Genomic DNA, 21,116 nt, shown 5'->3' on the forward strand with positions numbered 1-21,116 from the left:
TTCCGCCTGACCGGCAAGCTCAAGGAGGGCGTCACCGCCACCGACCTCGTGCTCACCGTCACCCAGATGCTGCGCAAGAAGGGCGTCGTCGGCAAGTTCGTCGAGTTCTTCGGCCCCGGCCTGTCCAACATGACGCTGGCCGACCGCGCCACCATCGGCAACATGGCGCCCGAATATGGCGCGACCTGCGGCTTCTTCCCGGTCGATTCGGAGACCATCCGCTACCTGACGATGTCGGGCCGCGAGGAAAACCGCATCGCGCTGGTCGAAGCCTATTCCAAGGCGCAAGGCATGTGGCGCGAAGCCGGCTCGGCCGACCCGGTCTTCACCGACCTGCTCGAACTCGACCTCGGCGATGTCGTGCCGTCCATGGCCGGCCCGAAGCGCCCCGAGGGCCGCGTCGCGCTGGAAGGCATTCCGGCCGGCTTCGCCAAGGCGATGGAGACCGAGTACAAGAAGGCCGCCGAGATTTCCAAGCGCTACGCCGTCGAAGGCACAGACCATGACCTCGGCCATGGCGACGTCGTCATCGCCGCCATCACCTCCTGCACCAACACCTCCAACCCGAGCGTGCTGATCGGCGCCGGCCTGCTTGCACGCAACGCCAACCGTGTCGGTTTGAAGCAGAAGCCGTGGGTGAAGACCTCGCTGGCGCCAGGAAGCCAGGTCGTGGCCGAGTATCTGGAGAAGTCGGGCCTGCAGAAAGAACTCGACCAGATCGGCTTCAACCTGGTCGGCTTCGGCTGCACCACCTGCATCGGCAATTCCGGCCCGCTGCCGGCGCCGATCTCCAAGACCATCAACGAGAAGGGCCTGATCGCCGCCGCGGTGCTCTCCGGCAACCGCAACTTCGAGGGCCGTGTCTCGCCCGACGTGCAGGCCAACTATCTTGCGTCGCCGCCGCTGGTGGTCGCGCATGCCCTGGCCGGCACGGTCACCAAGGACCTGACCACGGAACCGCTCGGCGAGGACAGGAACGGCAAGCCTGTCTACCTCAAGGACATCTGGCCGAGCTCGGCCGAGATCCAGGAGTTCATCGAGAAGAACGTCACCCGCGAGCTGTTCGCCCGCAAATATGCCGACGTCTTCAAGGGCGATGAGTACTGGCAGAACGTCAAGGCGCCGGAAGGCCAGACCTATGCCTGGGACGACAACTCGACCTATGTGCAGAACCCGCCCTACTTCGCCGGCATGACATCAGGCTTCGGCAAGATCGGCGACATCAAGGGCGCTCGCGTGCTTGGCCTGTTCGGCGACAAGATCACCACCGACCACATCTCCCCGGCGGGTTCGATCAAGGCGGCGTCGCCGGCCGGCAAATACCTCACCGACCATGGCGTCGGCGTCGCCGACTTCAACCAGTACGGCACGCGGCGCGGCAATCATGAGGTGATGATGCGCGGCACCTTCGCCAACATCCGCATCCGCAACCACATGCTGGGCGAGAACGGCCGCGAGGGCGGCTACACCATCCACTACCCCTCGAAGGAAGAGGAATCGATCTACGACGCGGCGATGGAGTACAAGAAGGAAGGCGTGCCGCTGGTCATCTTCGCCGGCGTCGAATACGGCAACGGTTCGTCGCGCGACTGGGCGGCCAAGGGCACCAACCTGCTTGGCGTGCGCGCCGTCATCGCCCAGTCCTTCGAGCGCATCCACCGCTCGAACCTGGTCGGCATGGGCGTCATCCCCTTCGTCTTCGAGGAAGGCACGTCCTGGGCTTCCCTCAACCTCAAGGGTGACGAACTGGTCGAGATCGACGGCCTGGACGCCATCAAGCCGCGCCAGACGATGACCGCCAAGGTCACCTATGGCGACGGCACGGTGAAGAACGTGCCGATCATCTGCCGCATCGATACGCTGGATGAGCTCGACTACTTCAAGAACGGCGGCATCCTGCAATACGTGCTGCGTGATTTGGCTGCTTAGCAGCCAGGGAATAGGGCGTAGGCAGTAGGGAATAGAGACACCTACTGCCTACTGCCTACTGCCTACTGCCTACTGCCTACTGCCTACTGCCTACTGCCTACTGCCCTCGGCGCTCCAAACCGCGCCGTCGCCGCGAGCAGCACCCCAAGCATCAGCCCGTTGAGGATGTGCCACAGGAAGTGCGTGCCGAGCGGAAAGCTGGCGCAGACCAGCGGGTCGATCATGCGGCAGATCACCGACACCACGAAGATCGCCGACCCCGCCAGATTGTACCAGCCGGCCCGGTTGCCGCTGGCCGCGACCCAGGCGCCGAAGAAGGCCAGCGCCAGGAATGGCGGCAGATAGCCTGTCGTGCCGTTCGACGCCTGGCGCAGCCAGTCCGGCACCGCGAAGGTTATCGCGCCCACCACCGCATAGAACACGACGAAGACCGCAATGGCCTTGCCCCATTCCATGCCCAGGAACCGGCGCAGGTTGAACAGCGTATAGGCGAGCGTGAAGCCGGCGATCGGCAGCACGTCGATCCAGACCGTGCCCTTGGTGGCGAATGTATGGAAAATCGTCGAACCGATGCCGATCGCCACCACCCACCAGGCGAGAACCTCGGCGAAACCGCCGGTCCGGCAACGCCGCACCTCTCGCACACCCCACAATCCCGCTGCGATGAAGGCAAGATTGGTCAAAGCATTAGCCGGCTCCGCCCAAAGTCCAGGACCGGTCCGCTCACAATAGAGATCGACCGGGGTCAGGAGAGTTTGCCATATGGTCATGATGCCGCCGCCAGATCGAACCACTCTATGAAATGCAGTGGCCAGTCCTATTGCCGCCCTGGTCGTGGTTGCAATGGGGAAAATTTCACCGCAACGTGACTTCCGATTGACTTGCGCTTCTGCCACATAATTTAGCAAATCAGAACAAAGCCGGCATCACCGGCGGGAATTTGGAATGGTCATGGCCTCGCGAAGATTTCTGTGGCTGGCAGCCTTCGCGCTGGCCTTCTCGGCGGTTGCCGGCGCCGGCCATGCCGGCGAAGCCGAGAGGATTCCGACCGAGAGACCCCAGGCAGACAAAGCCTCGCCCGACAAGCCGCTCGGCGTGGTCGAACTGTTCACCAGCCAGGGCTGCAGCTCGTGCCCGCCGGCCGATGCGTTCTTCGCCGAGCTTGCCGACAGGCAGGACATCGTCGCGCTGTCCTATCACGTCGACTACTGGGATTATCTCGGCTGGAAGGACACGCTGAGCCGCAAGGAAAACACCGAGCGGCAATATGACTACATGCGCGCCTTCGGCAGCCGCTCGGTCTATACGCCGCAGGCGGTCATCAATGGCCGCGTGCATGTCAACGGCGCCAACCGCGCGGAGGTCGACGGCGCTCTCATCCGCATGGCAAGATCGGGCGAGGGCATGCATGTTCCGGTCAAGGTCAGCCGGACCAGCGACCGTGTCATCATCGACGCCGGCGATGCCGGAGCGGGTCCGAACGATGCCCATGTCATCATCGTCTATTTCGACAAGCCGCAGACGGTCAAGATCGCCCAGGGCGAGAACTCCGGCCGCAAGATGACCTATTGGAACGCCGTCACCGGCATCCAGACCGCCGGCATGTGGCACGGCAAGGCGCAGCGCTACGAATTGCCGATGACAGAGATCACCAAGAAGGGCGGCTGCGCCGTGCTTCTGCAGTCCGTCGGCAAGGACGGCATGCCCGGGCCGATTCTCGGCGCCGCCTTCATCCACAAGCCCTGAGCTATTCCCTCAATGTCCGGTCAGCCGGTCGGCGAAGGCAGCGAGCCGCGACGTCCGCCCAAGCCCCTTGGCCTCGCGCTGGTCGGCGATGCGGTAGAGCTGGTACATGGAGTGTACGCCGAGCCAGCGCAGCGGCTCGGGTTCCCATTTCTTGACGGTTCGGTTGACCCAGGGCAGCCGCGTCAGTTCGGTGTCGTGGCCGAGCACGAGGTCGCGTAAGGTGCGGCCCGACAGGTTGGAGCTCGAGACGCCGAGCCCGACATAGCCGCCGGCCCAGCCGATGCCGGTCTCGCGGTCGAAACCCGAGGTAGTGCACCAGTCGCGCGGCACGCCGAGCGTGCCGCACCAGGCGTGGTCGAGGCGCAGACCCCTGGTCTGCGGCAACAGCCTGGTCAGCACGTCGTGCAACTGGTCGATGGTCGCCTGCTGGGTCTGGCCACGTACATCGGTGCGTGAACCGAAGCGGTAGGGTACGCCCCGGCCGCCCATGGCGATCCGGCCCTCCCTCGTGCGCTGCGCGTAACAATAGGTGTGCGCGGCATCGCCCAGCACCTCGTAGCCGCTCCAGCCGATCCGGTCCCACAGCTCCTGCGGCAGCGGCTCGGTGACGACGATGGCGCTGTTCAGCGGCAGCCACAGGCGCTTGAAGCCGGGAATGCCGGCGGTGAACCCTTCGGTGGCGCGCACGATCTTTTCGGCGCGCACGATGCCGCGATTCGTGGTGACCTTGCCTTTCTCGATCACCAGCACCTGGGTCTGCTCGTAAATCGGAACGCCGAGCCGCGCCACCGCTGCCGCCAGCCCCTGGACCAGCTTGGCCGGCTGCACGCGCGCGACATTGCGCACGACGAAGCCGCCAAGCGCCTTGTCGATGGCGATGCGCTGCCGCGCCTCCCGCGCGTCGAGGAAGGCGAGCCGCTCGGGCGGCATGTCCCAGGCCAGCAACTCCTCATACTCAGCTCTGGCGCGCTGCAACTGCGCGCTGTTTGTGGCGACCGTCATGTTGTCGACGCGGCGGATATCGGCGTCGATGCCTTCGGCCTGCGTCACCGAGATCACCTCGTCGACGCTGCCGAACATGGCGCGCTGCATGTCGATGACCGCGCCGCGCGACGAGGTCTTGGCGTATTTCTCGCGCGACCAGCTGAACCCGCCCGACAGCCAGCCGCCGTTGCGGCCCGAGGCGCCATAGCCGGCGAACTCCTTCTCGACAATGGCGATGCGCAGCGAAGGCTGTGCCTTCTTCAGATAATAGGCCGTCCACAAGCCGGTGTAGCCGGCGCCGACTATGCAGACATCGGCCTCGATGTCGCCGGGCAAGGCAGGGCGAAAGGCCGGCACGCCGCCAATGTCGGCATACCAGAACGAGACATCGCCGTTGCGCTTGGCCTGCATGGTGAACGTGCTTTCAAAAAGGCAATTCCGGGAAAGGGCGGAGCGGTTTCCGCGCGGCATTGCGTGGACAGGAATGGTCTCAGGTCAGTGTCAGGTCGGCCTTGTCGTCATCGGCCAGCAGCTTGACGTCGCGGCCGGCAAACAGCAGGTCGACCTCGTCGCCGATGGCGAAGGACTGCGCCTCCAGCGTCGAGCGCACGATGGCCTTCGACCCGTCGGCCAGCACGACCTCGTATTTCGACCCGGAGCCGAGATAGATCGCTTCACCGACACGGCCGGCCAGCCGATTTCGGCCGGCATCGGCGGCGCCGCGCGGGGCAAGCGCAAGCTTTTCAGGGCGCAGCAGCATGACCGGCCTGCCGCCATTGGCCAGGCGCTTGTCCGTCACCACCGTCTGGCCCGAGATCGCAAGCGCCGTTTCATCGCCTGACGTGGCGGCCTGCCCGCGCAGCACGGTGGAATCGCCGATGAACTTGCCGACGAACAGCGTCGCCGGCTCGTCATAGAGTTCCCGTCCGGTTCCGATCTGCTCGATGCCGCCGCGATTGAACACCGCGATGCGGTCGGAGAGCACCAGCGCCTCCTCCTGGTCATGCGTCACGTAGACGAAGGTGGTGCCGAGTTCGCGGTGGATGCGCTTGATCTCGAGCTGCAGCCATTCGCGCAGCTTCTTGTCCAGCGCGCCGAGCGGCTCGTCCATCAACAGCAGCGGCGGATCGAAGACGATGGCGCGCGCCAGCGCCACGCGCTGCTGCTGGCCGCCGGAAAGCTCGCTCGGATAGCGGTGGGCGAAATCGGCCATCTTGACCATGTCCAGCGCCTGACGGACGCGGCGTTCGCGCTCCGCGCCGGTGACGCCGCGCAGCGCCAGCGGATAGGCGACATTGCGGCCGACCGTCATATGCGGGAACAGCGCATAATGCTGGAACACCACGCCGATATTGCGCTTGTGCGCGGGCACCCCGACCACGCTCTTTCCCCCGACCAGCAGCTCGCCGCTGGTGGCGTCAGTGAAGCCGGCGATGACGTTCAGCGTCGTCGTCTTGCCCGAGCCGCTCGGCCCGAGCAGCGTCATGAACTCGCCCGGTTTGATATGCAGCGACACGGCATCGAGCGCCTTGAAGCTTCCATAGGCCTTGCTGACCGTATCGAGATCGATCGCCGCGCCGCGATTTTCCGGTCTCTGGTTCATGGGCGTCCTTTCCGCTCGCGGCCAAGGAGAAGCATGCCGCCGCCGATAAGCAATGTGGTGGCGCACAACAGGATGGTGCCGACGGCCGCGACCGTCGGGTCGGCGTCGCGCGTGATCGAGGAGTAGATCTGCACCGGCAATGTCTTGAGATAGGGATTGGTGATGAACAACGACACCACGATCTCGTCGAAGGACGTGGCGAAGGCGAACAGCAGGCCCGACAGCATGCCGGGCAGGATAAGCGGCAGCGTCACGGTGCGGAATGTCGTCAGCGCGCCGGCGCCGAGGCTCGCCGCCGCCGTCTCCAGCCGCCTGTCGAACACTTCCAGATTGGCCGAGACCGCGATCAGCACGAAGGGCAGCGCCAGGATGGTGTGGGCGAGCACGAAGCCGGTCAGCGTCCCCACCAGGTGAGCGTCGAGATAGACGGCGTAGATGCCGATCGCCAGCACCACGCCCGGCACCACCATCGGCGTCAGCATCAGCATGCGCAGCATGTTGGCCGGTCGCGCCCGCATGCGGTCGAGGCCGAAGGCCGCGAGTGTGCCCAGCACCGTCGCCAGCACCGCCACGATCGAGGCGACCTTCAGCGAGTTCAGGAAGCTCGACGTCCAGTCGGGATTGGTGAAGAAATTCTGGTACCACTGCCAGGAAAAGCCCTGCGGCGGAAACGCCAGCGACTTGTTCTCGTTGAACGACATCGGCACGACGACCAGCGTCGGCGCCACCAGCCATATCGCCACCAGCAGGCAGACGAGGCCGAGGACAACGCGGGTAAACGGCTTCATCTCCATCAGCGCCGCCCCGCTTCACGGTGGCGCGAGCGCATTACCGGCGCCGCCAGCGCGAGCAGCACGAAGGTGGTGACCAGGAGCACCACGCCCATGGCGCCGCCACGACCCCATTGCAGCAGGCTCAGCACCTGCGTCTGCACCAGCGTCGACAGCATGGTCGAGCGCGGCCCGCCGAGCAGCGCCGGCGTGATGTAGAAGCCCAGCGCCAGGATGAAGACGATGATCGCACCGGCATAGACGCCCGGCAGCGACAGCGGCAGGTAGACGGTGAAGAACGCGCGCAACGGCCGCGCGCCGAGACTTTGCGCGGCCCGCATCAGCCTGAGGTCGATGCCCCGCATCACCGAATAGAGCGGCAGGATCATGAAGGGCAGAAGCACCTGCGCCATGCCGATCACCACGCCGGTCTGGGTGCGGATCAGCCTGACGCCGTCAAACCCGGCCGACCTCAGCAGCGAATTGATGACGCCGGAATCCTGCAGCAGGATCACCCAGGACAGCGTGCGCACCACGCCGCTGACCCAGAACGGGATGAGCACGCAAAGCACCAGCGCCAGCCGCACACGTGGCCCGACGGCGGTCATCAGGTAAGCATAGGGATAGGCACAGATCACGCAGACCGCCGTCACCCAGGCCGAGATGACGAAGGTGCGCTGGAGCACCGTCAGATTGACTGGCGTGCCGAAGAACCAGACATAGTTCTGCGCGCCCCATTGCGGCTCCGACAGGCTACGCAGCACGATGGTGAGAAGCGGGTAGCCGAGGACGGCCACCAGCAACAGAAGCGCTGGCGCGGTGAGCGCGAACGGCCGCCATGCCCAGCCGGCCCGTTTGGAGGCCGAAGGCGTCGTCGGTTCGAGCGCGCTCACTGGCTTGCCTTTCCGTCAGCCGGTCAGTTGCCGGCCATCAGCGCCGACCACTTTTCCTGCGCGACCGCGAAGTTCGGCACCCAGAACTTGAAGTTCTGCTTGTAACCCTGCTTCTGGCGCTCGGGTGAGTTGGTCAGGAAAGCCGAAACCGAAGCGTCGACTTTGGGCTGCGCCTCGCTGTTGATGGGCGTGTAGGATGTCTGCTCCGCAAGGACCTCCTGCGAGTGCTTGCCCAGATAGGCATTGATCAGCGCATAGGATGCATCGGTGTCCTTGACGCCGACCGGAATCGTCATCTGGTCCATCACCACCAGCCAGTCCTGCCAGGCCGGCGCGTATTTGGCGCCGTTCTTGACCGCGGTCATGGCGCGGCCCGTCCACATCATCAGCATGTCGGCCTCGCCGGATTCGGCGAGCTGCTGCGATTCGGCGCCCGTTTTCCAGAAGATGGTATCGGGGCCGAGCTTGCGGACAACGTCGATGGCCTTGTCGATATCGGCCACCGTCATCGCCTTCGGGTCGCCGCCGGAAACCTTGAACGCCTGTTCCAGCAGGCCGCCGGTCGGGCTGCCGGAACCGTCGATGCCGCGCACGCCTGGGAATTTTGCGGTGTCGAAGAAGTCGGCCCAGCTCTTGGGCGGGTTATCCTTGTACTTCTCTTTGTTGTACATCAGCACGACGCCGTAATTCATCGCCGGCACCGAGCATTCGCCGACCTGGCCCTCGGGAATTTTCGACACGTCGAGCTTGGTGAGGTCAAGCTTCTGGAATAGCTTGCCGCAATAGACATAGGGCGGCAGGTCGTCTGTATCGACGACGTCCCAGGTCACATTGCCGGACTCGACCTGCGCCTGCAGTTTGGCGATCTCGGTCGGCCCGTCATTGAGCAGCTTGACGCCGGACTTGTCGACGAACTCCTTCAGCGCCGCCGCCTGGCCATCCTGATAGATGCCACCATACGAAACGAACGTCAGCGTCTTGCCTTTCAGCGAGCCTTCGGCCACCTCGCCCGCCACCGGCTTCGATTGCGCGAATGCTCCTGTCGTCGCCAGAAGCAGGGCGACGCAGGCCGTGTGTCCAAGTTTCAGTCTCATGGTCAATTCTCCCATTCCAGAACCCGCATATGTTGTCATTCACCCGGCTGCGAGTGGTTTCCGGGCTTGTATTGATCGAGTTCGAGCGCGCCCGCCGTCGGCGGCGCGATGATCCAGAGCACCTCGGCCGGCGTGTCGCCGACATTGACGGTGCGGTGCGGCACCGAGGTCGCGTATTCGACGCTGTCGCCTTCGCGCATCAGGTGGCGCTCGTCACCCAGCGTCAGTTCGACCATGCCCTTCAGCACCACGAACATTTCGTGTTCGCCGCTGTGCACATAGGCCTCGTCGCCGGTCGAGCCGCCGGCTTCGAAATGTCCGGCATAGACCTCGAACTGGTGGATCGGCCGCCGCGACAACAGCATCTTGCGGCCGTGCACGCCGACCGGCAGCACCGGCCGTTCCTCGCGCCGCAGCACCTTGTGCAACGGACGGCTGCTGTCCTCGAACAGGTCGTTGATGCCGAGATCGAGAGCCGCCGCGATCCTGAGCAGCGTCCCGGTATTGGCGCCGCACAGATTGCGCTCGAGCTGGCTGATGAAGCTGGCGGTCGTGCCGGTCATGTCGGCGAGCTGCCGCAGCGAAACACGCCGTGCCATGCGCAGCGCCTTGATGCGCGCGCCGACACCCCCGGCTTCCTGGGCGTCAGCGTCCGGCTCGGCGGTAAGCTCACCGTCCCGTTGTTTTGCCGTTGAGTTCGATGCTCGTGGCATTGTTGTTCCCGTTCTCACTTAACACCTTATTAAGTGGAAACGGGAATGGCAAGTGCGGCCGCGCGAGACCGATCCAGGAAAAGCACGCGCCGCTTTCCCGGGCAATCGCGTAAAACCGGATGGCTGGGAAGCGGACATGAAAAAACCGACGTCAGCTTGCTTCTGACGCCGGTCATTCAGGTTTTGGGATCGTCGCACCCGGTTTCTCCAAGGAAAAACCGAGGTTGGTTCGATCCGACGCAGACCCGTGGGCGGGGGGCTTGGGGTTTACGAGCCGGTGCCGGACCGAACCGTCTCAGGCAACGCCAGTAAATTCGTCGGACATTGGGGCATGAGCGCGGATAAAAAATGGCGAGAATGTGGCGAAGCATCACCAATTCCAACACGCAACGTTACAAAAGTGACTGGACGTCACCGAAAGGGCGCACCGCCGCCTTCGCTTCGCCGGCTCTTGCAATTGCCGCGCGAAGGGGCCAACTTTGGTTGGCAAAGATTCATTTTCGAGGGATCGAGGCATGACCGACGACAGCGGCGGGATGGGGGATGGTGACGCATCCGCAATATTGATCCCGCTGCACGAGGCGCGCAACGCCCGCCTCGACCAGCCGGTGCGCTTCGACCGGCGTGAACTCGACCAGATCCTCAGGCTCTATGGGCGCATGGTCGCCGCCAATGAATGGCGCGACTACGCCATCGACCATCTGACGGACCGGGCTGTGTTTTCGGTGTTCCGCCGCGCCAGCGAAGTGCCGCTGTTCCAGATCGTCAAGGACCCGAAGCTGGCCCGCAAGCAGGGCGCCTTCGCCGTCATCGCGGCGGGCGGCCGCATCCTCAAGCGCAGCCAGGAACTCGGCCGCGTGCTCGGTGTGTTCGATTCCAAGCTTAGGGTTGTCGAAGCCTGAGCGCGGAATTGAAGAACTGGTGAATTGAAGAATTGAGGAATTAGAGAAGAAGGGCACTAAGTGCCTGATGGGTCTTGCCTTCTTGTGTTCTTCAGTTCTTCAATTCACCAGTTCTTCAATTCCCCAGCGCGCGAAACTTCCGCTCCGGCAGCGAATCCGGATCCGGCGGCAGAGACGCCCCGCCGTTGAGCGCCAACTGCATGAACACCGTGTCCAGCCAGCGCTCGTGTTTGTAGCCTGAGCCTTCGAGCCGGCCGGAATGGCGGAAGCCGAGCTTTTCGTGGAGCCTGACCGAGGCGCTGTCGGCATGGCCGTCGCCGATCACCGCGACGATCTGGCGGAAACCGGCCGCTTGCGCCGCCGCGATCAGGCTTTGCATCAGCTTGAGACCGACGCCCTGGCCCTTGGCTTCCGGCGCGACATAGACCGAATCCTCGACGATGAAGCGATAGGCCGGGCGCGGCCGGAACGGACCGGCATAGGCATAGCCCAGCACGGCGCCATCCTTTTCCGCCGCCAGATAGGGGAAGCCGCCAACGCAGAGCGTTTCGAATCGCGTGCCCATCTCAGCGCGGCTGGGCGGCTCCAGCTCGTAGCTCGCCGTGCCGTTCCTCACCGCGTCGGCATAGATTTCGGTGATGGCGTCGAGATCGGCCAGGGTGGCCGCCCGAATCACGATATTGCTCATTATTTATGCAATCCTCTTGTCTGCTCTCGATAAGAGCAAAAGGAGGCGCAAAAGAAAAGGGCGACCCTTGGGCCGCCCTTTCCAAACCCGATGGTCCAGTCAGACCATGGAGCGAACCAGCCTTAGCGGCGGTCGCCCATGAACTGAAGCAGGAACATGAACAGGTTGATGAAGTCGAGATAGAGCGTCAGCGCGCCCATGATGGCCTTGCGGCCGGCGACATCGGAAGCGTCGCCCTCGAAATACATCTCCTTGATCTTCTGCGTGTCGTAGGCGGTGAGGCCGGCGAACACCAGCACGCCGATCGCCGACACGGCGAAGGACAGCGCCGACGACTGCAGGAAGATGTTGATCAGCGACGCGATAATGATGCCGAACACGCCCATGATCAGGAACGAGCCCATCGCCGACAGGTCGCGCTTGGTGGTGTAGCCGAACAGCGACAGCGCGCCAAAGGCGGCGGCGGTGGCGAAGAAGGTCTGCGAGATGCTTGCCGAGGTGTAGACCAGGAAGATCGACGACAGCGACAGGCCGACCAGGCCGGCATAGACCCAGAAGGTCGTCTGCGCCGCCGACACGCTCATCGACTGGACGCGGAACGACAGGAACAGCACGGCGGCCAGCGGGGCGAGCATGACGACCCAGCGCAGCGGCGACCCGAAGATCGCGTAGCCGAAGGACGTCAGCATCTCGCCGCTCGGCAGCGTTGCGACGGCCGAGGCCGGATCGGTGGTGGTGGCCAGCATGATCGTGCCGATCGCGGCAAGGCCGGTGATGAGGAGGCCTAGCCCCATCAGGTTGTAGACACGGATCATATAGGCGCGCAGGCCCTGATCGATGTCGGCACGGACGCCGGGCACCGCCGACGTCTGATAATTGCGAATGGGATCAGCCATTGGAATCCTCTGTTGCTTCTGCCCCGTCCGGTGTCGGGCCTCTTACGGACCCAGGCGCCGCTGGCGGGGCTCCAGCATGCCTGTGCCGAAATATGATGGTTATTCGCGTCAAGAACAAGACCGTAACGGGATGTAACGGTTCGTGAGAGGGCGAAACGCCGATTCCCGGGCTTCCCGGCCGGCATCCTTACCAAGATTTAATCAGCAGCGTCGCCTTGCAGGCCATTCCCTCAGAGATCGCGCAGCACCGGCGCCGCCTTCTGGCCAAGCACCCGCCAGGTGCCGGCGAGCCCGATACCGACCGTGATCACCAGCGCGAAGACGATGGTCGCCACCGCCACCTCGGGCATGAAATGCGACGGCAGCGTCATGATGCGCGCGACGATGTACCAGGCAGCGACCCCGCCGGCCGCCAGCGCGAACACCGCGGTCGCCAGCCCGATCAGCATGTACTCGAGCGAGAATGCCGTGATCAGCGTTCGCCTGGTGGCGCCGAGCGTCTTCAGCACCACCGCGTCGTGCACCCGCGCCCGGTTGCCCGCGGCAAGCGCCCCGGCCAGCACTAGCACCGAGGCGATCAGCGCCACGCCGGCCGCCGCACGGATCGCCGTGCCAAGCTGGCCGACCAGCCGGTTGACGACATCGAGCGCGTCCTTGACGCGCACGGTCGTCACCGCCGGAAAGGCTCGGGTGACGGCATTGAGGATGCGGGCGTCATCGGCCGTGGTTGCATTCTTCTCGGTCAGCGTCGCCATCCAGCCATGCGGTGCCCCGGCGAAGGTGTTGGGCGAGAACACCATGACGAAGTTGATGCCCATCGTCTCCCACTGGACCTGGCGGAAATTGGCGATCCTGGCCGTCACGTTGCGGCCAAGCACATTGACGGTGACGGTGTCGCCGAGCTTCAGCCCTATCTCCTTGCCTTCCTGCGCCGCGAACGAGACCAGAGGCTCGCCGGTGTAGTCGGCCGGCCACCAGTTGCCTTCGGTCAGCGTCGCGTTTTCCGGCTTGCGGGTGTCATAGGTCAGGCCGCGATCGCCTCTCAGCACCCAGGCGCCTTCGGCCGGGACCTTGACCTTGTCGACATCGACGCCGTTCAGCGCCATCACCCGGCCGCGCAGCATTGGCACCTTGGCGAGCGTCGCTTGTGGCGCCTCCTTGCCGATCAACGCCGAGAACGCATCGACATCGCTGCTCTGAATGTCGACGAAGAAGAAATTCGGCGCCCGCTCGGGCAGGCTGCCGGAGATCTGTTGCCGCAGGTTCCCGTCGATCAGCGCCAGCGTCACCAGCAATGTCAGCCCGAGCCCCAGCGACAGCACCACCGATGGCGTCAGCGCGCCCGGCCGATGGATGTTGCCGACCGCAAGCCGGAGCGCGACCGAGCGCACGCGCGGGCTCTTCCTCGCCGCCCATTGCACCAGCGCGCCGACGAGGCGCAGCACGAGAAAAGCAAAGACCGTCGCGCCGACGAAGATCGAGGCGATGCGCTGGTCGCCCGAGAACAGGATGGCGAGCGCCGCCAGCACCAGCGCGATGCCGATGGCCGTTACGACATAGACCGGACGCGGAAGGCCGCGGCCCTCCAGACCCATTTCCCGGAATAGCGCGGTCGCCGGAACGTCACGGGCGCGGCCGAGCGGTAAAAGCGCGAAGGCAAGCGTCACCAGCAGCCCGAACAGCGCCGCCATAGCGAGCGCGCCGGGGTAGAAGCCGCCTTGCGCCGGCACCGGGATGACGGACTGAAGCGCCGCGCTCGCGGCGTACGGCATCAGCGCCCCGAGCACCAGGCCGGCCACGATGCCGAGCGCCGTGATGATCAGGATCTGCACGAGATAGACGGCAAAGACGAAGCCACCCGACGCGCCAAGGCTCTTGAAGGTGGCGATGACGCCGCGCTTGCCGTCGAGATAGGCGCGCACCGCGTTCGCCACACCGACACCGCCGACCACCAGCGCCGTCAGCCCGACCAGTGTCAGGAACTGCGAAAACCGGTCGATGTTGGCCGACAGCGCCGGCGCCGCATTGTCGCGCGTGCGGATCGACCAGCCGGCTTCTGGAAAATCCCGCGCCGCCTGGTCCTGGATGGCCTTCAGCCGCGCCGCGTCGGCATCGGCGGGCAGCCGGACCTTGTAGGCGTTCTCGACCAGACTGCCCGGCTGCACCAGCCCGGTGGCGGCAAGGCCTTCGGTCGAGATCATCAGCCGGGGCGCGAAGCCGAATCCGTCGGACACGGCATCCGGCTCGGTGACCAGCCTGGCGCGCAGTTCGAAGGTGGCGCTGCCGAGCTTCAGCCGGTCGCCGGGCTTGAGATGAAGCCGTTCGAACAGAAGATCGGGCGCCGCGGCGCCGAAAACACCGGACCGCTCGCCGAACAACTCCTGCTTCGGCAACGCCGGCTCGGTTTCCAGCGCCCCATAGAGCGGATAGGCGTCATCGACCGCCTTGGCCTCGACCAGCGCCTGGTCTGACCCGTCGGCCAGGCGCGCCATCGAACGCATGCTGGCGGTGCGCGAGAGAGCGCCGAGCCCGTCGAGAAAGCCGCGTTCGGCCTCGCTGGCGTCGCGCTGGTTGATCTGGAAGCGCAGATCGCCGCCAAGCAGCGTCTGGCCTTGGCTGGCGACGCCCGCGCTGATGGAGCGGGCCACCGAATTGACGCCGCCGATGGCCGCAACGCCAAGCGCGATACAGGCGAGGAAGATCAGGAAGCCGGACAGGCCGCCGCGCATTTCGCGCAGCGAAAAGCGGATGGCGAGCTTCAGCGTCTGCGCCAGCGGCATCAGGCGATGACCTTGACCGGCGCCGGCGCCTCGATCCGGCCCGAGCGCATCGACACCTGGCGCGAGCAGCGCGCCGCGAGCGCCGGATCATGGGTGACGAGCACCAGCGTCATGCCGCGCTCGGCCGCCTTGGCGAACAAGAGGTCGGCGACCTGCCGCCCCGTCGCCTGGTCGAGATTGCCGGTCGGCTCGTCGGCGATCAGGATGCGCGGCGAAGGCGCCAGCGCCCGCGCGATCGCCACGCGCTGCTGTTCCCCGCCCGAAAGTTCGCCCGGATAATGCGTGACGCGATCGCTCAGGCCCACGGCCGCGAGTTCGCGCGCCGCGACCGCAAACGGATCGGCGTGGCCGGCCAGCTCCAGCGGCACCGCGACATTTTCGAGCGCCGTCATGTTGGGGATGAGATGGAAGGACTGAAACACGATGCCAATGTTTCGGCCGCGAAACGATGCCACCTGGTCTTCGCTTTTGCCGTTGAGCAGCTCGCCGGCGATTCGGACCGTGCCCGAATCGACCCGTTCCAGGCCGGCCAGAACCATCAGCAGGGTCGACTTGCCGGACCCGGAGGGACCGACGATGCCGGTCGCCTCGCCGCGCGCCACTTCGAGGCTGACGCCCTTCAGTACATGGACCGACGAGGCACCCTCGCCGAGCGTCAGGGAAACGTCTTTCAGCGCGATGACGGCTTCTGTCAAAATGAAAGCGTCCTATATGGGAGGAGGATGGCTCTGCCTGCCGGAAGCCGTCGCCGGTTGGAATTTTCAGTCATATGGGGCCTGCCGCATGTCTTTCAAACGCCTGATTGCCGCAGGCCTCTTTCTTCTCCTTGGCATTTGCGGCGCCATTTCGTCGGCCGGGGCCGAGCCCTTCAAGATCGTCGGCTTCGGTGACAGCCTGATGGCGGGTTTCGGGCTCGGGCCCGGCGAAGGTTTCACCGACAAGCTCCAGGCGGCGCTGCGCGCCAAGGGGCACGATGTGACGGTTGCCAATGCCGGCGTCTCGGGCGACACCTCCAGCGGCGGCCTGGCGCGGCTCGACTGGTCGGTTCCGGACGGCACGCAACTGGTGATCCTCGAACTCGGCGCCAACGACATGCTGCGCGGCGTCTCGCCCGACATCACCAAAAAGAACCTCGACGAAATGCTGGACAAGTTGAAACAGCGCCGGATTGCCGTGCTGCTCGCCGGCATGCGCGCCGCGCCCAATCTCGGCGCCGACTACCAGGCCGCCTTCGACGCCATCTATCCGGAGCTGGCGAAGAAATACGACGTTTCGCTTTATCCGTTCTTCCTCGACGGCGTCGCCGGCCAGCCGGGCCTGCAGCTGGAGGACGGCATGCACCCGAACGCCAAAGGGATCGACCAGATGGTCGAGCGCATCCTGCCCACGGTGGAAAAGGCAATCGCGGCGGTGCCGGGAGGCTCATAGGGCTCGATGAAATCACTTTCCGTTAGGGAAACTTTTAGCCAGGCCTGTGACCAATAAACCTCTTGCTCCGTCAGCCTATCGATGATTCGCTACGAATACAGTTCGATTCGAGGAAGGGAGGCTCTTCATGCCGCGTCTTTTCACCGCCCTCGAAATTCCGCGTGACGCCGCCCTTTCGCTGTCCCTGCTCCGGGGCGGCCTGCCCGGGGCCCGCTGGATCGATGTCGAAAACTACCATCTGACGCTGCGCTTCATCGGTGACGTCGAAGGCCATGTCGCCGACGAGATCGCCAATGCGCTCGACCGGGTCCATCGCCCCTCCTTCTCGCTGACACTGTCCGGCGTCGGCGCTTTCGGCCAGAAGAAGCCGCACGCGGTGTGGGCGGGCGCAATGCCCTCGCCCGACCTGGCAGCGCTGCAGGCTGAAATCGAGCGCATCTGCCAGCGGCTCGGCATTCCCGCCGATCCGCGCAAGTTCATGCCTCATGTGACACTGGCCAGGCTGCGCAATTCGAGCCCGCTCGATGTCGCGCAATATCTGTCGGCGCGCGGCAATTTCTCGACGCTGCCGTTCCGCATCGGCCGCTTCGTGCTGATGTCGTCGCGCGATTCGGTCGGCGGCGGCCCTTACATCGTCGAGGAAGCCTGGCCGCTGTCGGATGCCCGCGCCACCAGCCGCGTCGCCAGCGCCTCCGACGCCTCGCGGATCATGCGGTAGACTTCGGCAAAGGCCTCCGGTCCGTCATAATAGGGATCCGGCACGTCTCGCGCCTTGCCCTGCGCGAAGTCCAGGAAAAGATGCACCCGGTCGCGCATGGCGGCCGGCGCCAGCGCCTTGAGGTCGGCCACGTTCGAGCGGTCCATGCCGAGGATCAGGTCGAAGCGCTGAAAATCCTGCGGCGTCACCCTGCGCGCCCGCTGCCCGGAAATGTCGATGCCGTGATGCGCCGCGACCGCCATCGAGCGCGGATCGGGCGCCGAGCCGACCTCCCAGCCGCTGGTCGCGGCCGAATCGAGCAGCATGTCCCGTTGCCCTTCGCGCGCCGCCCAGACATCGCGAAAAACGCCCTCGGCCAGCGGTGAGCGGCAGATATTGCCGAGGCAGACGAACAGAATGGAATTTATGGGCTTCATGCTCACTCGATATGCGCCGTTTGTGCATTTGGAACCCCAAAACGCAAAGCACTTCCGGACGGCTTGCATTATGGTGAGGGCCAGATTCGAGATAGCATGGGAAATCATCATGACGAGAGAAAAACTCAGCAAGGACGCCATCGCAGCCGCTCTTGCCGAACTCGGCGGCTGGTCGCTGGCCGCAGACGGCGCCTCGATCCGGCGCAGCTTCGTCTTCAGGAATTTTTCCGAAGCCTTCGCCTTCATGACCCGCGTCGCGCTTGCCGCCGAGAAGATGGACCATCACCCCGACTGGTCGAATGTCTACAAGACCGTCGACGTGACGCTGAACACCCATGACGCCGGCGGCGTCACCGCGCTCGACATAGCGCTGGCAAAGAAGATGAACGGATTTGCCGGCTAGGGTGGTGCGGACTTGTCGCGGCGGCAACCCACCTTCGTCATCCTAGGGTGGAGCAGCGGCGTCGCGAATAGGCATCGAGACACCTGCCGGCGCAGCGACCCCAACCTTCGTCATCCTAGGGCGAAGCAGCCGCGCAGCGGCGTCGCGGAGACCCTGGGATCCATGCCGCGACCTCGACTTGGGGCACAGCGGAGCAGAATTCTGCACCGTGGCGGCGCTTTGAGGTCGCGGCATGGATCCTATGGTCTGCGCCGCGTCGCTTCGCTCCTTGCTCCGCCATAGGATGACGAAGCGAGAGATGCCCCGGCCAATCGCTAGACGAAGACCACTTCCGACCTGCCTGTCGTTGCCACCGGCACCGTTGCTTCCGATTTTCCGCAACGGCAACACCCGCATCTTGCAGCCGGGTCCCTCTTTCACCACATCTTCCCCCGCGGGCGTGCGTCAGTGTGCGCATCGGCCCGCGAGGAGATGTTGATGGCGCAAGAATCCGGTTTTGATTTCTTCGGCTTTGGCGACAAGCTCGGCAGCGAAGGCGAGGTGCGCGAGAAATTCTGGCGCACGGCCAAGAAAGCCGCGCGGCATATTCCGTTCATGGAAGATGTCGTGGCCGCCTATTACTGCGCCATGGACAAGAACACGCCGCTGCGCGCCAAGGGCATCCTGATCGCCGCGCTCGGTTATTTCGTGCTGCCGATCGATCTCATTCCCGATTTCGTCGTCGGGCTTGGCTTCACCGACGACATCGCCGTGCTGACCGCCGCGATCACCGCCGTCAGCGCCCACATCACGCCCGCGCACCGGCAGGCCGCCAGGGACGCTATCGCCGACAGGAGCTGAACCGGCCCCCGGCACCGCACCATCTCCTGGACAGCGGCGTTCAGCGGCGGCGTAAAGTCAAACTCTTGCCGTTTTCGTGGCCTCCAAGTCGCCTAAGGGACGTCGCGCCACCCGCTCGCAAGGCGGCGGCGCGGGAATGGCGGCGGTTTCCTGGGGTGGATGTCCTTTTCTCTTGGGAAATTCACCGTTTGGTAACCCAGATTAAATCAAAATGAAGCGACGGCAGGACGCAAGGCGGCCCGCCTCCGCACCATTTGGAATACGGGAAAAACGATGCGCGGATTGATAGCTATAGTTTCGAGCCTGGTCCTGGCGGCTTCGGCAATGCCGGCGCTGGCCCAGCAGGCGACCAAGATCGGCCAGCACAATGCCTGGGGCACCTACAGCTACCAGGCTCAGGGCGGCAAGGTCTGCTACGTGCTGACCGTGCCGACCGACAAGCAGCCGCCGACGCTCGATCATGGCGACATGTTCTTCTTCGTCAGCCAACGCCCCGGCCAGCAGGTGTCCTACGAGCCCCAGTTCATCGCCGGCTACAATTTCCAGGAAGGCTCCAAGGCCACCGTCACCATCGACAAGAAGTCCTTCTCGATGTTCACCCGCGGCAAATCGGCCTGGGTCGAGAACGCCGCCGAGGAACCCGTGCTGATCGCCGCCATGAAGACCGGTTCCGACATGAAGGTGACGGCCAAGTCGGGCCGCGGCAATCCGACTTCCTACGTCTTCTCGCTCAAGGGCATCTCGGCCGCGCTTGCCTCCATCGCCAAGTGTAAATAAGCCGGGCCGAACCAGGCGAAACTCGTTTTTGAGATGCAAGGCCGGGCGTAAGTCCGGCCTTTTGCGTTTCAGCCCTGCGCTGGCGCTGTCTCCGCCCGCCGCCGCCGGATCGCCTCGGCGATGAAGACACGCGACAGCGCGTGGTAGAGCGGCTCGTGCGAGATCATGCGCGCCGTGCCGTAGCCCAGCATCGAGGCCAGCATCAGGGCGATGACATTGTCGTGGTTTCCGGTCATCTCCAGGATGATGACGAAGGCCGTCATCGGCGCCTGCACCACGCCGGCGAAGTAGCCCGCCATGCCGAGCAGCGCAGCAGCACCGGTGCTGGCGCCGAAGAGGAGGCCGAGCGAACTGCCTATGCCCGCGCCGACCGCCAGCGACGGCGCGAAGATGCCGCCCGGAATGCCCGACACCATAGACAGAAGACCCGCCAGGAATTTTTCGGCGAAGAAGAACCAAGGCAGCGGCGCGCCTTCCACCGCACCGCGCGCCTGGGCATAGCCGGTGCCGAAGGTCAGCCCGCCCGAGGCGATGCCGATCACCGCCACGGCAAGCCCGCAGATGGCGGCCACCAGCAGCGCGCGCCACAGCGGCTGCAGCGCGTTCCAGCGCCGGATCCGCCGCGTTATCTTCAAGGCCAGCAGCGAAAACAGCGCGCCGAACCCGCCGCCGATGATGCCGCAGCCAAGCACCAGCGGCCAGTCGGCGCCAAACGCGATCGTATCCTTGGAAACGCCGAAATAGGTGTAGTTGCCGAGCAGGCCGAGCGAAGCGATGCCGGCCAGGATCACCGCCGTCAGCACCAGCCCGTTGGTGCGCGCCTCATAGGTGCGGCCCATTTCCTCGATGGCAAAGACGATGCCGGCGAGCGGCGTGTTGAAGGCGGCGGCGATGCCGGCGGCAGAGCCGGCCAGGATGAGGCCCCGCGCCTGCGCCATGCCGCCCCAGCGCGCCGCCTGCAGCATCAGCGAGGCGCCGACCTGCACCGTCGGCCCCTCGCGGCCGATGGAGGCGCCGCAGAACAGGCCGACGACGGTCAGCGCGATCTTGCCCGCCGCAAGGCGCAGCGACAAAAGATGGTTGCGGTCTTCCTCATCCCTCAGATGCCGCGCGGCGATCGCCTGCGGAATGCCGCTGCCTTGCGAACCCGGAAAGAAGGCGTGCGCCAGCCACGCGCACAGCACGAAGCCGAGCGGCGTGATTGCAAGCGGCAGGTAGAAACGCCAGCCGCCGCCAGTGCCGGTCATGGCATGGAACAGCGCCTGCGCCTTGTCGGCCAGCACCGCGAACAGCACGCTGATGACGCCGATCGAAATGGCCCCGGCCCAGAACACCAGCCGCGGCTGCCAGACGCGCCGTGAGCCGAGCATCGCGCGCGAACGCCGCAGAAAGGGGTATTTTCGCGATTGAGGGGCCATGTCTGTCCTTTTTGGATAGGCAGTAGGCAGTAGGCAATAGGGGGACAAGGAAATTGGACATACCCTTCCCTATTCCCTATTCCCTACTCCCTATTCCCCTACCCCGGCATGACTCCGG

General features: G+C 64.9%; 21 protein-coding genes. 8 read left to right on the forward strand and 13 right to left on the reverse strand.

All coding sequences use genetic code 11. The features are described 5' to 3' along the window. Positions 1-1,929, forward strand: a 1,929-nt coding sequence (gene acnA / locus J0I79_RS17080; RefSeq protein WP_292861004.1) for an aconitate hydratase AcnA, incomplete at its 5' end; no start/stop codon positions are given. Positions 1,930-2,012: 83 nt separating this feature from the next. Here the strand turns inward: acnA and J0I79_RS17085 are convergent. Beyond that, complete coding sequence (locus tag J0I79_RS17085) at positions 2,013-2,693, reverse strand: ceramidase domain-containing protein (RefSeq protein ID WP_292861140.1); 681 nt, start codon at positions 2,691-2,693, stop codon at positions 2,013-2,015. Positions 2,694-2,874: 181 nt separating this feature from the next. Between J0I79_RS17085 and J0I79_RS17090 the strand changes: the two genes are divergently transcribed. Next, a complete protein-coding gene (locus tag J0I79_RS17090; RefSeq protein WP_292861007.1) occupies positions 2,875-3,675 on the forward strand; it encodes a thioredoxin family protein in 801 nt (266 codons plus the stop codon). A 9-nt stretch (positions 3,676-3,684) separates the two neighbouring features. Here J0I79_RS17090 and J0I79_RS17095 read toward each other — a convergent pair whose 3' ends face one another. The 6 genes from J0I79_RS17095 to J0I79_RS17120 all read right to left on the reverse strand — a co-directional run bounded on the left by J0I79_RS17095 (position 3,685) and on the right by J0I79_RS17120 (position 9,732). After that, entirely contained in the window at positions 3,685-5,070 is a 1,386-nt protein-coding gene (locus J0I79_RS17095) for an FAD-binding oxidoreductase (RefSeq protein ID WP_292861010.1), read from the reverse strand. 79 nt (positions 5,071-5,149) lie between these two features. Further along, positions 5,150-6,262 (reverse strand): ABC transporter ATP-binding protein, encoded by a 1,113-nt coding sequence (locus J0I79_RS17100; protein ID WP_292861013.1) that lies wholly within the window; start codon positions 6,260-6,262, stop codon positions 5,150-5,152. Beyond that, positions 6,259-7,056 carry an ABC transporter permease gene (locus J0I79_RS17105; protein ID WP_292861016.1) on the reverse strand — a complete coding sequence of 266 codons (798 nt, stop codon included), beginning with the start codon at positions 7,054-7,056 and terminating at the stop codon, positions 6,259-6,261. Before J0I79_RS17105 ends, J0I79_RS17100 begins: the two co-directional genes overlap by 4 nt. After that, positions 7,056-7,925, reverse strand: coding sequence for an ABC transporter permease (locus J0I79_RS17110; RefSeq protein WP_292861019.1), 870 nt, complete (start codon positions 7,923-7,925; stop codon positions 7,056-7,058). The genes J0I79_RS17105 and J0I79_RS17110 overlap by 1 nt, the downstream gene beginning before the upstream one ends. Before the next feature lie 23 nt (positions 7,926-7,948). Next, a complete protein-coding gene (locus tag J0I79_RS17115) occupies positions 7,949-9,019 on the reverse strand; it encodes a PotD/PotF family extracellular solute-binding protein (protein ID WP_292861022.1) in 1,071 nt (356 codons plus the stop codon). A 35-nt stretch (positions 9,020-9,054) separates the two neighbouring features. Beyond that, a complete protein-coding gene (locus J0I79_RS17120; protein ID WP_292861025.1) occupies positions 9,055-9,732 on the reverse strand; it encodes an XRE family transcriptional regulator in 678 nt (225 codons plus the stop codon). Between the two features lie 515 nt (positions 9,733-10,247). Here J0I79_RS17120 and J0I79_RS17125 point away from each other — a divergent pair. After that, entirely contained in the window at positions 10,248-10,634 is a 387-nt protein-coding gene (locus J0I79_RS17125) for a DUF2794 domain-containing protein (protein WP_292861028.1), read from the forward strand. A 115-nt stretch (positions 10,635-10,749) separates the two neighbouring features. Here J0I79_RS17125 and J0I79_RS17130 read toward each other — a convergent pair whose 3' ends face one another. From J0I79_RS17130 to J0I79_RS17145, 4 genes are all read right to left on the reverse strand, one after another. Beyond that, positions 10,750-11,322 (reverse strand): GNAT family N-acetyltransferase, encoded by a 573-nt coding sequence (locus J0I79_RS17130; RefSeq protein WP_292861031.1) that lies wholly within the window; start codon positions 11,320-11,322, stop codon positions 10,750-10,752. Between the two features lie 122 nt (positions 11,323-11,444). Then, a complete protein-coding gene (locus J0I79_RS17135; protein WP_292861034.1) occupies positions 11,445-12,218 on the reverse strand; it encodes a Bax inhibitor-1/YccA family protein in 774 nt (257 codons plus the stop codon). Between the two features lie 230 nt (positions 12,219-12,448). Next, positions 12,449-14,998: an ABC transporter permease gene (locus tag J0I79_RS17140; RefSeq protein WP_292861038.1), complete on the reverse strand. Its 2,550-nt coding sequence runs from the start codon at positions 14,996-14,998 to the stop codon at positions 12,449-12,451. Then, positions 14,998-15,693, reverse strand: a complete 696-nt coding sequence (locus J0I79_RS17145; protein ID WP_137930365.1) for an ABC transporter ATP-binding protein — start codon at positions 15,691-15,693, stop codon at positions 14,998-15,000. Before J0I79_RS17145 ends, J0I79_RS17140 begins: the two co-directional genes overlap by 1 nt. Before the next feature lie 88 nt (positions 15,694-15,781). Between J0I79_RS17145 and J0I79_RS17150 the strand changes: the two genes are divergently transcribed. After that, positions 15,782-16,426, forward strand: a complete 645-nt coding sequence (locus J0I79_RS17150) for an arylesterase (RefSeq protein ID WP_292861044.1) — start codon at positions 15,782-15,784, stop codon at positions 16,424-16,426. A gap of 127 nt (positions 16,427-16,553) precedes the next feature. Continuing rightward, on the forward strand, positions 16,554-17,144 hold the full coding sequence (thpR, locus tag J0I79_RS17155) for an RNA 2',3'-cyclic phosphodiesterase (RefSeq protein WP_292861047.1): 591 nt from the start codon (positions 16,554-16,556) through the stop codon (positions 17,142-17,144). Here thpR and J0I79_RS17160 read toward each other — a convergent pair. Further along, the gene (locus J0I79_RS17160) at positions 17,054-17,566 is read right to left on the reverse strand and encodes a low molecular weight protein-tyrosine-phosphatase (protein ID WP_292861050.1); all 513 of its coding nucleotides are present in this window, start codon (positions 17,564-17,566) and stop codon (positions 17,054-17,056) included. The genes thpR and J0I79_RS17160 overlap by 91 nt on opposite strands. Positions 17,567-17,669: 103 nt before the next feature. Between J0I79_RS17160 and J0I79_RS17165 the strand changes: the two genes are divergently transcribed. The 3 genes from J0I79_RS17165 (at position 17,670) to J0I79_RS17175 (ending at position 19,580) form a co-directional block, all read left to right on the forward strand. Then, positions 17,670-17,963, forward strand: coding sequence for a 4a-hydroxytetrahydrobiopterin dehydratase (locus tag J0I79_RS17165; protein ID WP_292861053.1), 294 nt, complete (start codon positions 17,670-17,672; stop codon positions 17,961-17,963). A gap of 477 nt (positions 17,964-18,440) precedes the next feature. Further along, positions 18,441-18,803, forward strand: a complete 363-nt coding sequence (locus J0I79_RS17170) for a YkvA family protein (RefSeq protein WP_292861056.1) — start codon at positions 18,441-18,443, stop codon at positions 18,801-18,803. Positions 18,804-19,076: 273 nt separating this feature from the next. Further along, positions 19,077-19,580 (forward strand): invasion associated locus B family protein, encoded by a 504-nt coding sequence (locus J0I79_RS17175; RefSeq protein ID WP_292861059.1) that lies wholly within the window; start codon positions 19,077-19,079, stop codon positions 19,578-19,580. A 68-nt stretch (positions 19,581-19,648) separates the two neighbouring features. Here J0I79_RS17175 and J0I79_RS17180 read toward each other — a convergent pair whose 3' ends face one another. Next, on the reverse strand, positions 19,649-20,998 hold the full coding sequence (locus tag J0I79_RS17180) for a chloride channel protein (RefSeq protein WP_292861062.1): 1,350 nt from the start codon (positions 20,996-20,998) through the stop codon (positions 19,649-19,651). Positions 20,999-21,116 lie beyond the last annotated feature (118 nt).

Origin of the sequence: Mesorhizobium sp. (assembly GCF_017306585.1) — a bacterium.
Taxonomy (GTDB): domain Bacteria; phylum Pseudomonadota; class Alphaproteobacteria; order Rhizobiales; family Rhizobiaceae; genus Mesorhizobium.

What these genes read in the sequence shown, in the direction of transcription:
- J0I79_RS17090 (WP_292861007.1), top strand. Translation starts at nt 2,875, where the DNA reads ATGGTCATGGCCTCGCGAAGATTTCTGTGGCTGGCAGCCTTCGCGCTG.
- J0I79_RS17130 (WP_292861031.1), bottom strand. Translation starts at nt 11,322, where the DNA reads ATGAGCAATATCGTGATTCGGGCGGCCACCCTGGCCGATCTCGACGCC.
- J0I79_RS17165 (WP_292861053.1), top strand. Translation starts at nt 17,670, where the DNA reads ATGACGAGAGAAAAACTCAGCAAGGACGCCATCGCAGCCGCTCTTGCC.
- J0I79_RS17135 (WP_292861034.1), bottom strand. Translation starts at nt 12,218, where the DNA reads ATGGCTGATCCCATTCGCAATTATCAGACGTCGGCGGTGCCCGGCGTC.
- J0I79_RS17120 (WP_292861025.1), bottom strand. Translation starts at nt 9,732, where the DNA reads ATGCCACGAGCATCGAACTCAACGGCAAAACAACGGGACGGTGAGCTT.
- J0I79_RS17100 (WP_292861013.1), bottom strand. Translation starts at nt 6,262, where the DNA reads ATGAACCAGAGACCGGAAAATCGCGGCGCGGCGATCGATCTCGATACG.
- thpR (WP_292861047.1), top strand. Translation starts at nt 16,554, where the DNA reads ATGCCGCGTCTTTTCACCGCCCTCGAAATTCCGCGTGACGCCGCCCTT.
- J0I79_RS17105 (WP_292861016.1), bottom strand. Translation starts at nt 7,056, where the DNA reads ATGGAGATGAAGCCGTTTACCCGCGTTGTCCTCGGCCTCGTCTGCCTG.
- J0I79_RS17095 (WP_292861010.1), bottom strand. Translation starts at nt 5,070, where the DNA reads ATGCAGGCCAAGCGCAACGGCGATGTCTCGTTCTGGTATGCCGACATT.
- J0I79_RS17125 (WP_292861028.1), top strand. Translation starts at nt 10,248, where the DNA reads ATGACCGACGACAGCGGCGGGATGGGGGATGGTGACGCATCCGCAATA.
- J0I79_RS17175 (WP_292861059.1), top strand. Translation starts at nt 19,077, where the DNA reads ATGCGCGGATTGATAGCTATAGTTTCGAGCCTGGTCCTGGCGGCTTCG.
- J0I79_RS17115 (WP_292861022.1), bottom strand. Translation starts at nt 9,019, where the DNA reads ATGAGACTGAAACTTGGACACACGGCCTGCGTCGCCCTGCTTCTGGCG.
- J0I79_RS17180 (WP_292861062.1), bottom strand. Translation starts at nt 20,998, where the DNA reads ATGGCCCCTCAATCGCGAAAATACCCCTTTCTGCGGCGTTCGCGCGCG.
- J0I79_RS17170 (WP_292861056.1), top strand. Translation starts at nt 18,441, where the DNA reads ATGGCGCAAGAATCCGGTTTTGATTTCTTCGGCTTTGGCGACAAGCTC.
- J0I79_RS17140 (WP_292861038.1), bottom strand. Translation starts at nt 14,998, where the DNA reads ATGCCGCTGGCGCAGACGCTGAAGCTCGCCATCCGCTTTTCGCTGCGC.
- J0I79_RS17150 (WP_292861044.1), top strand. Translation starts at nt 15,782, where the DNA reads ATGTCTTTCAAACGCCTGATTGCCGCAGGCCTCTTTCTTCTCCTTGGC.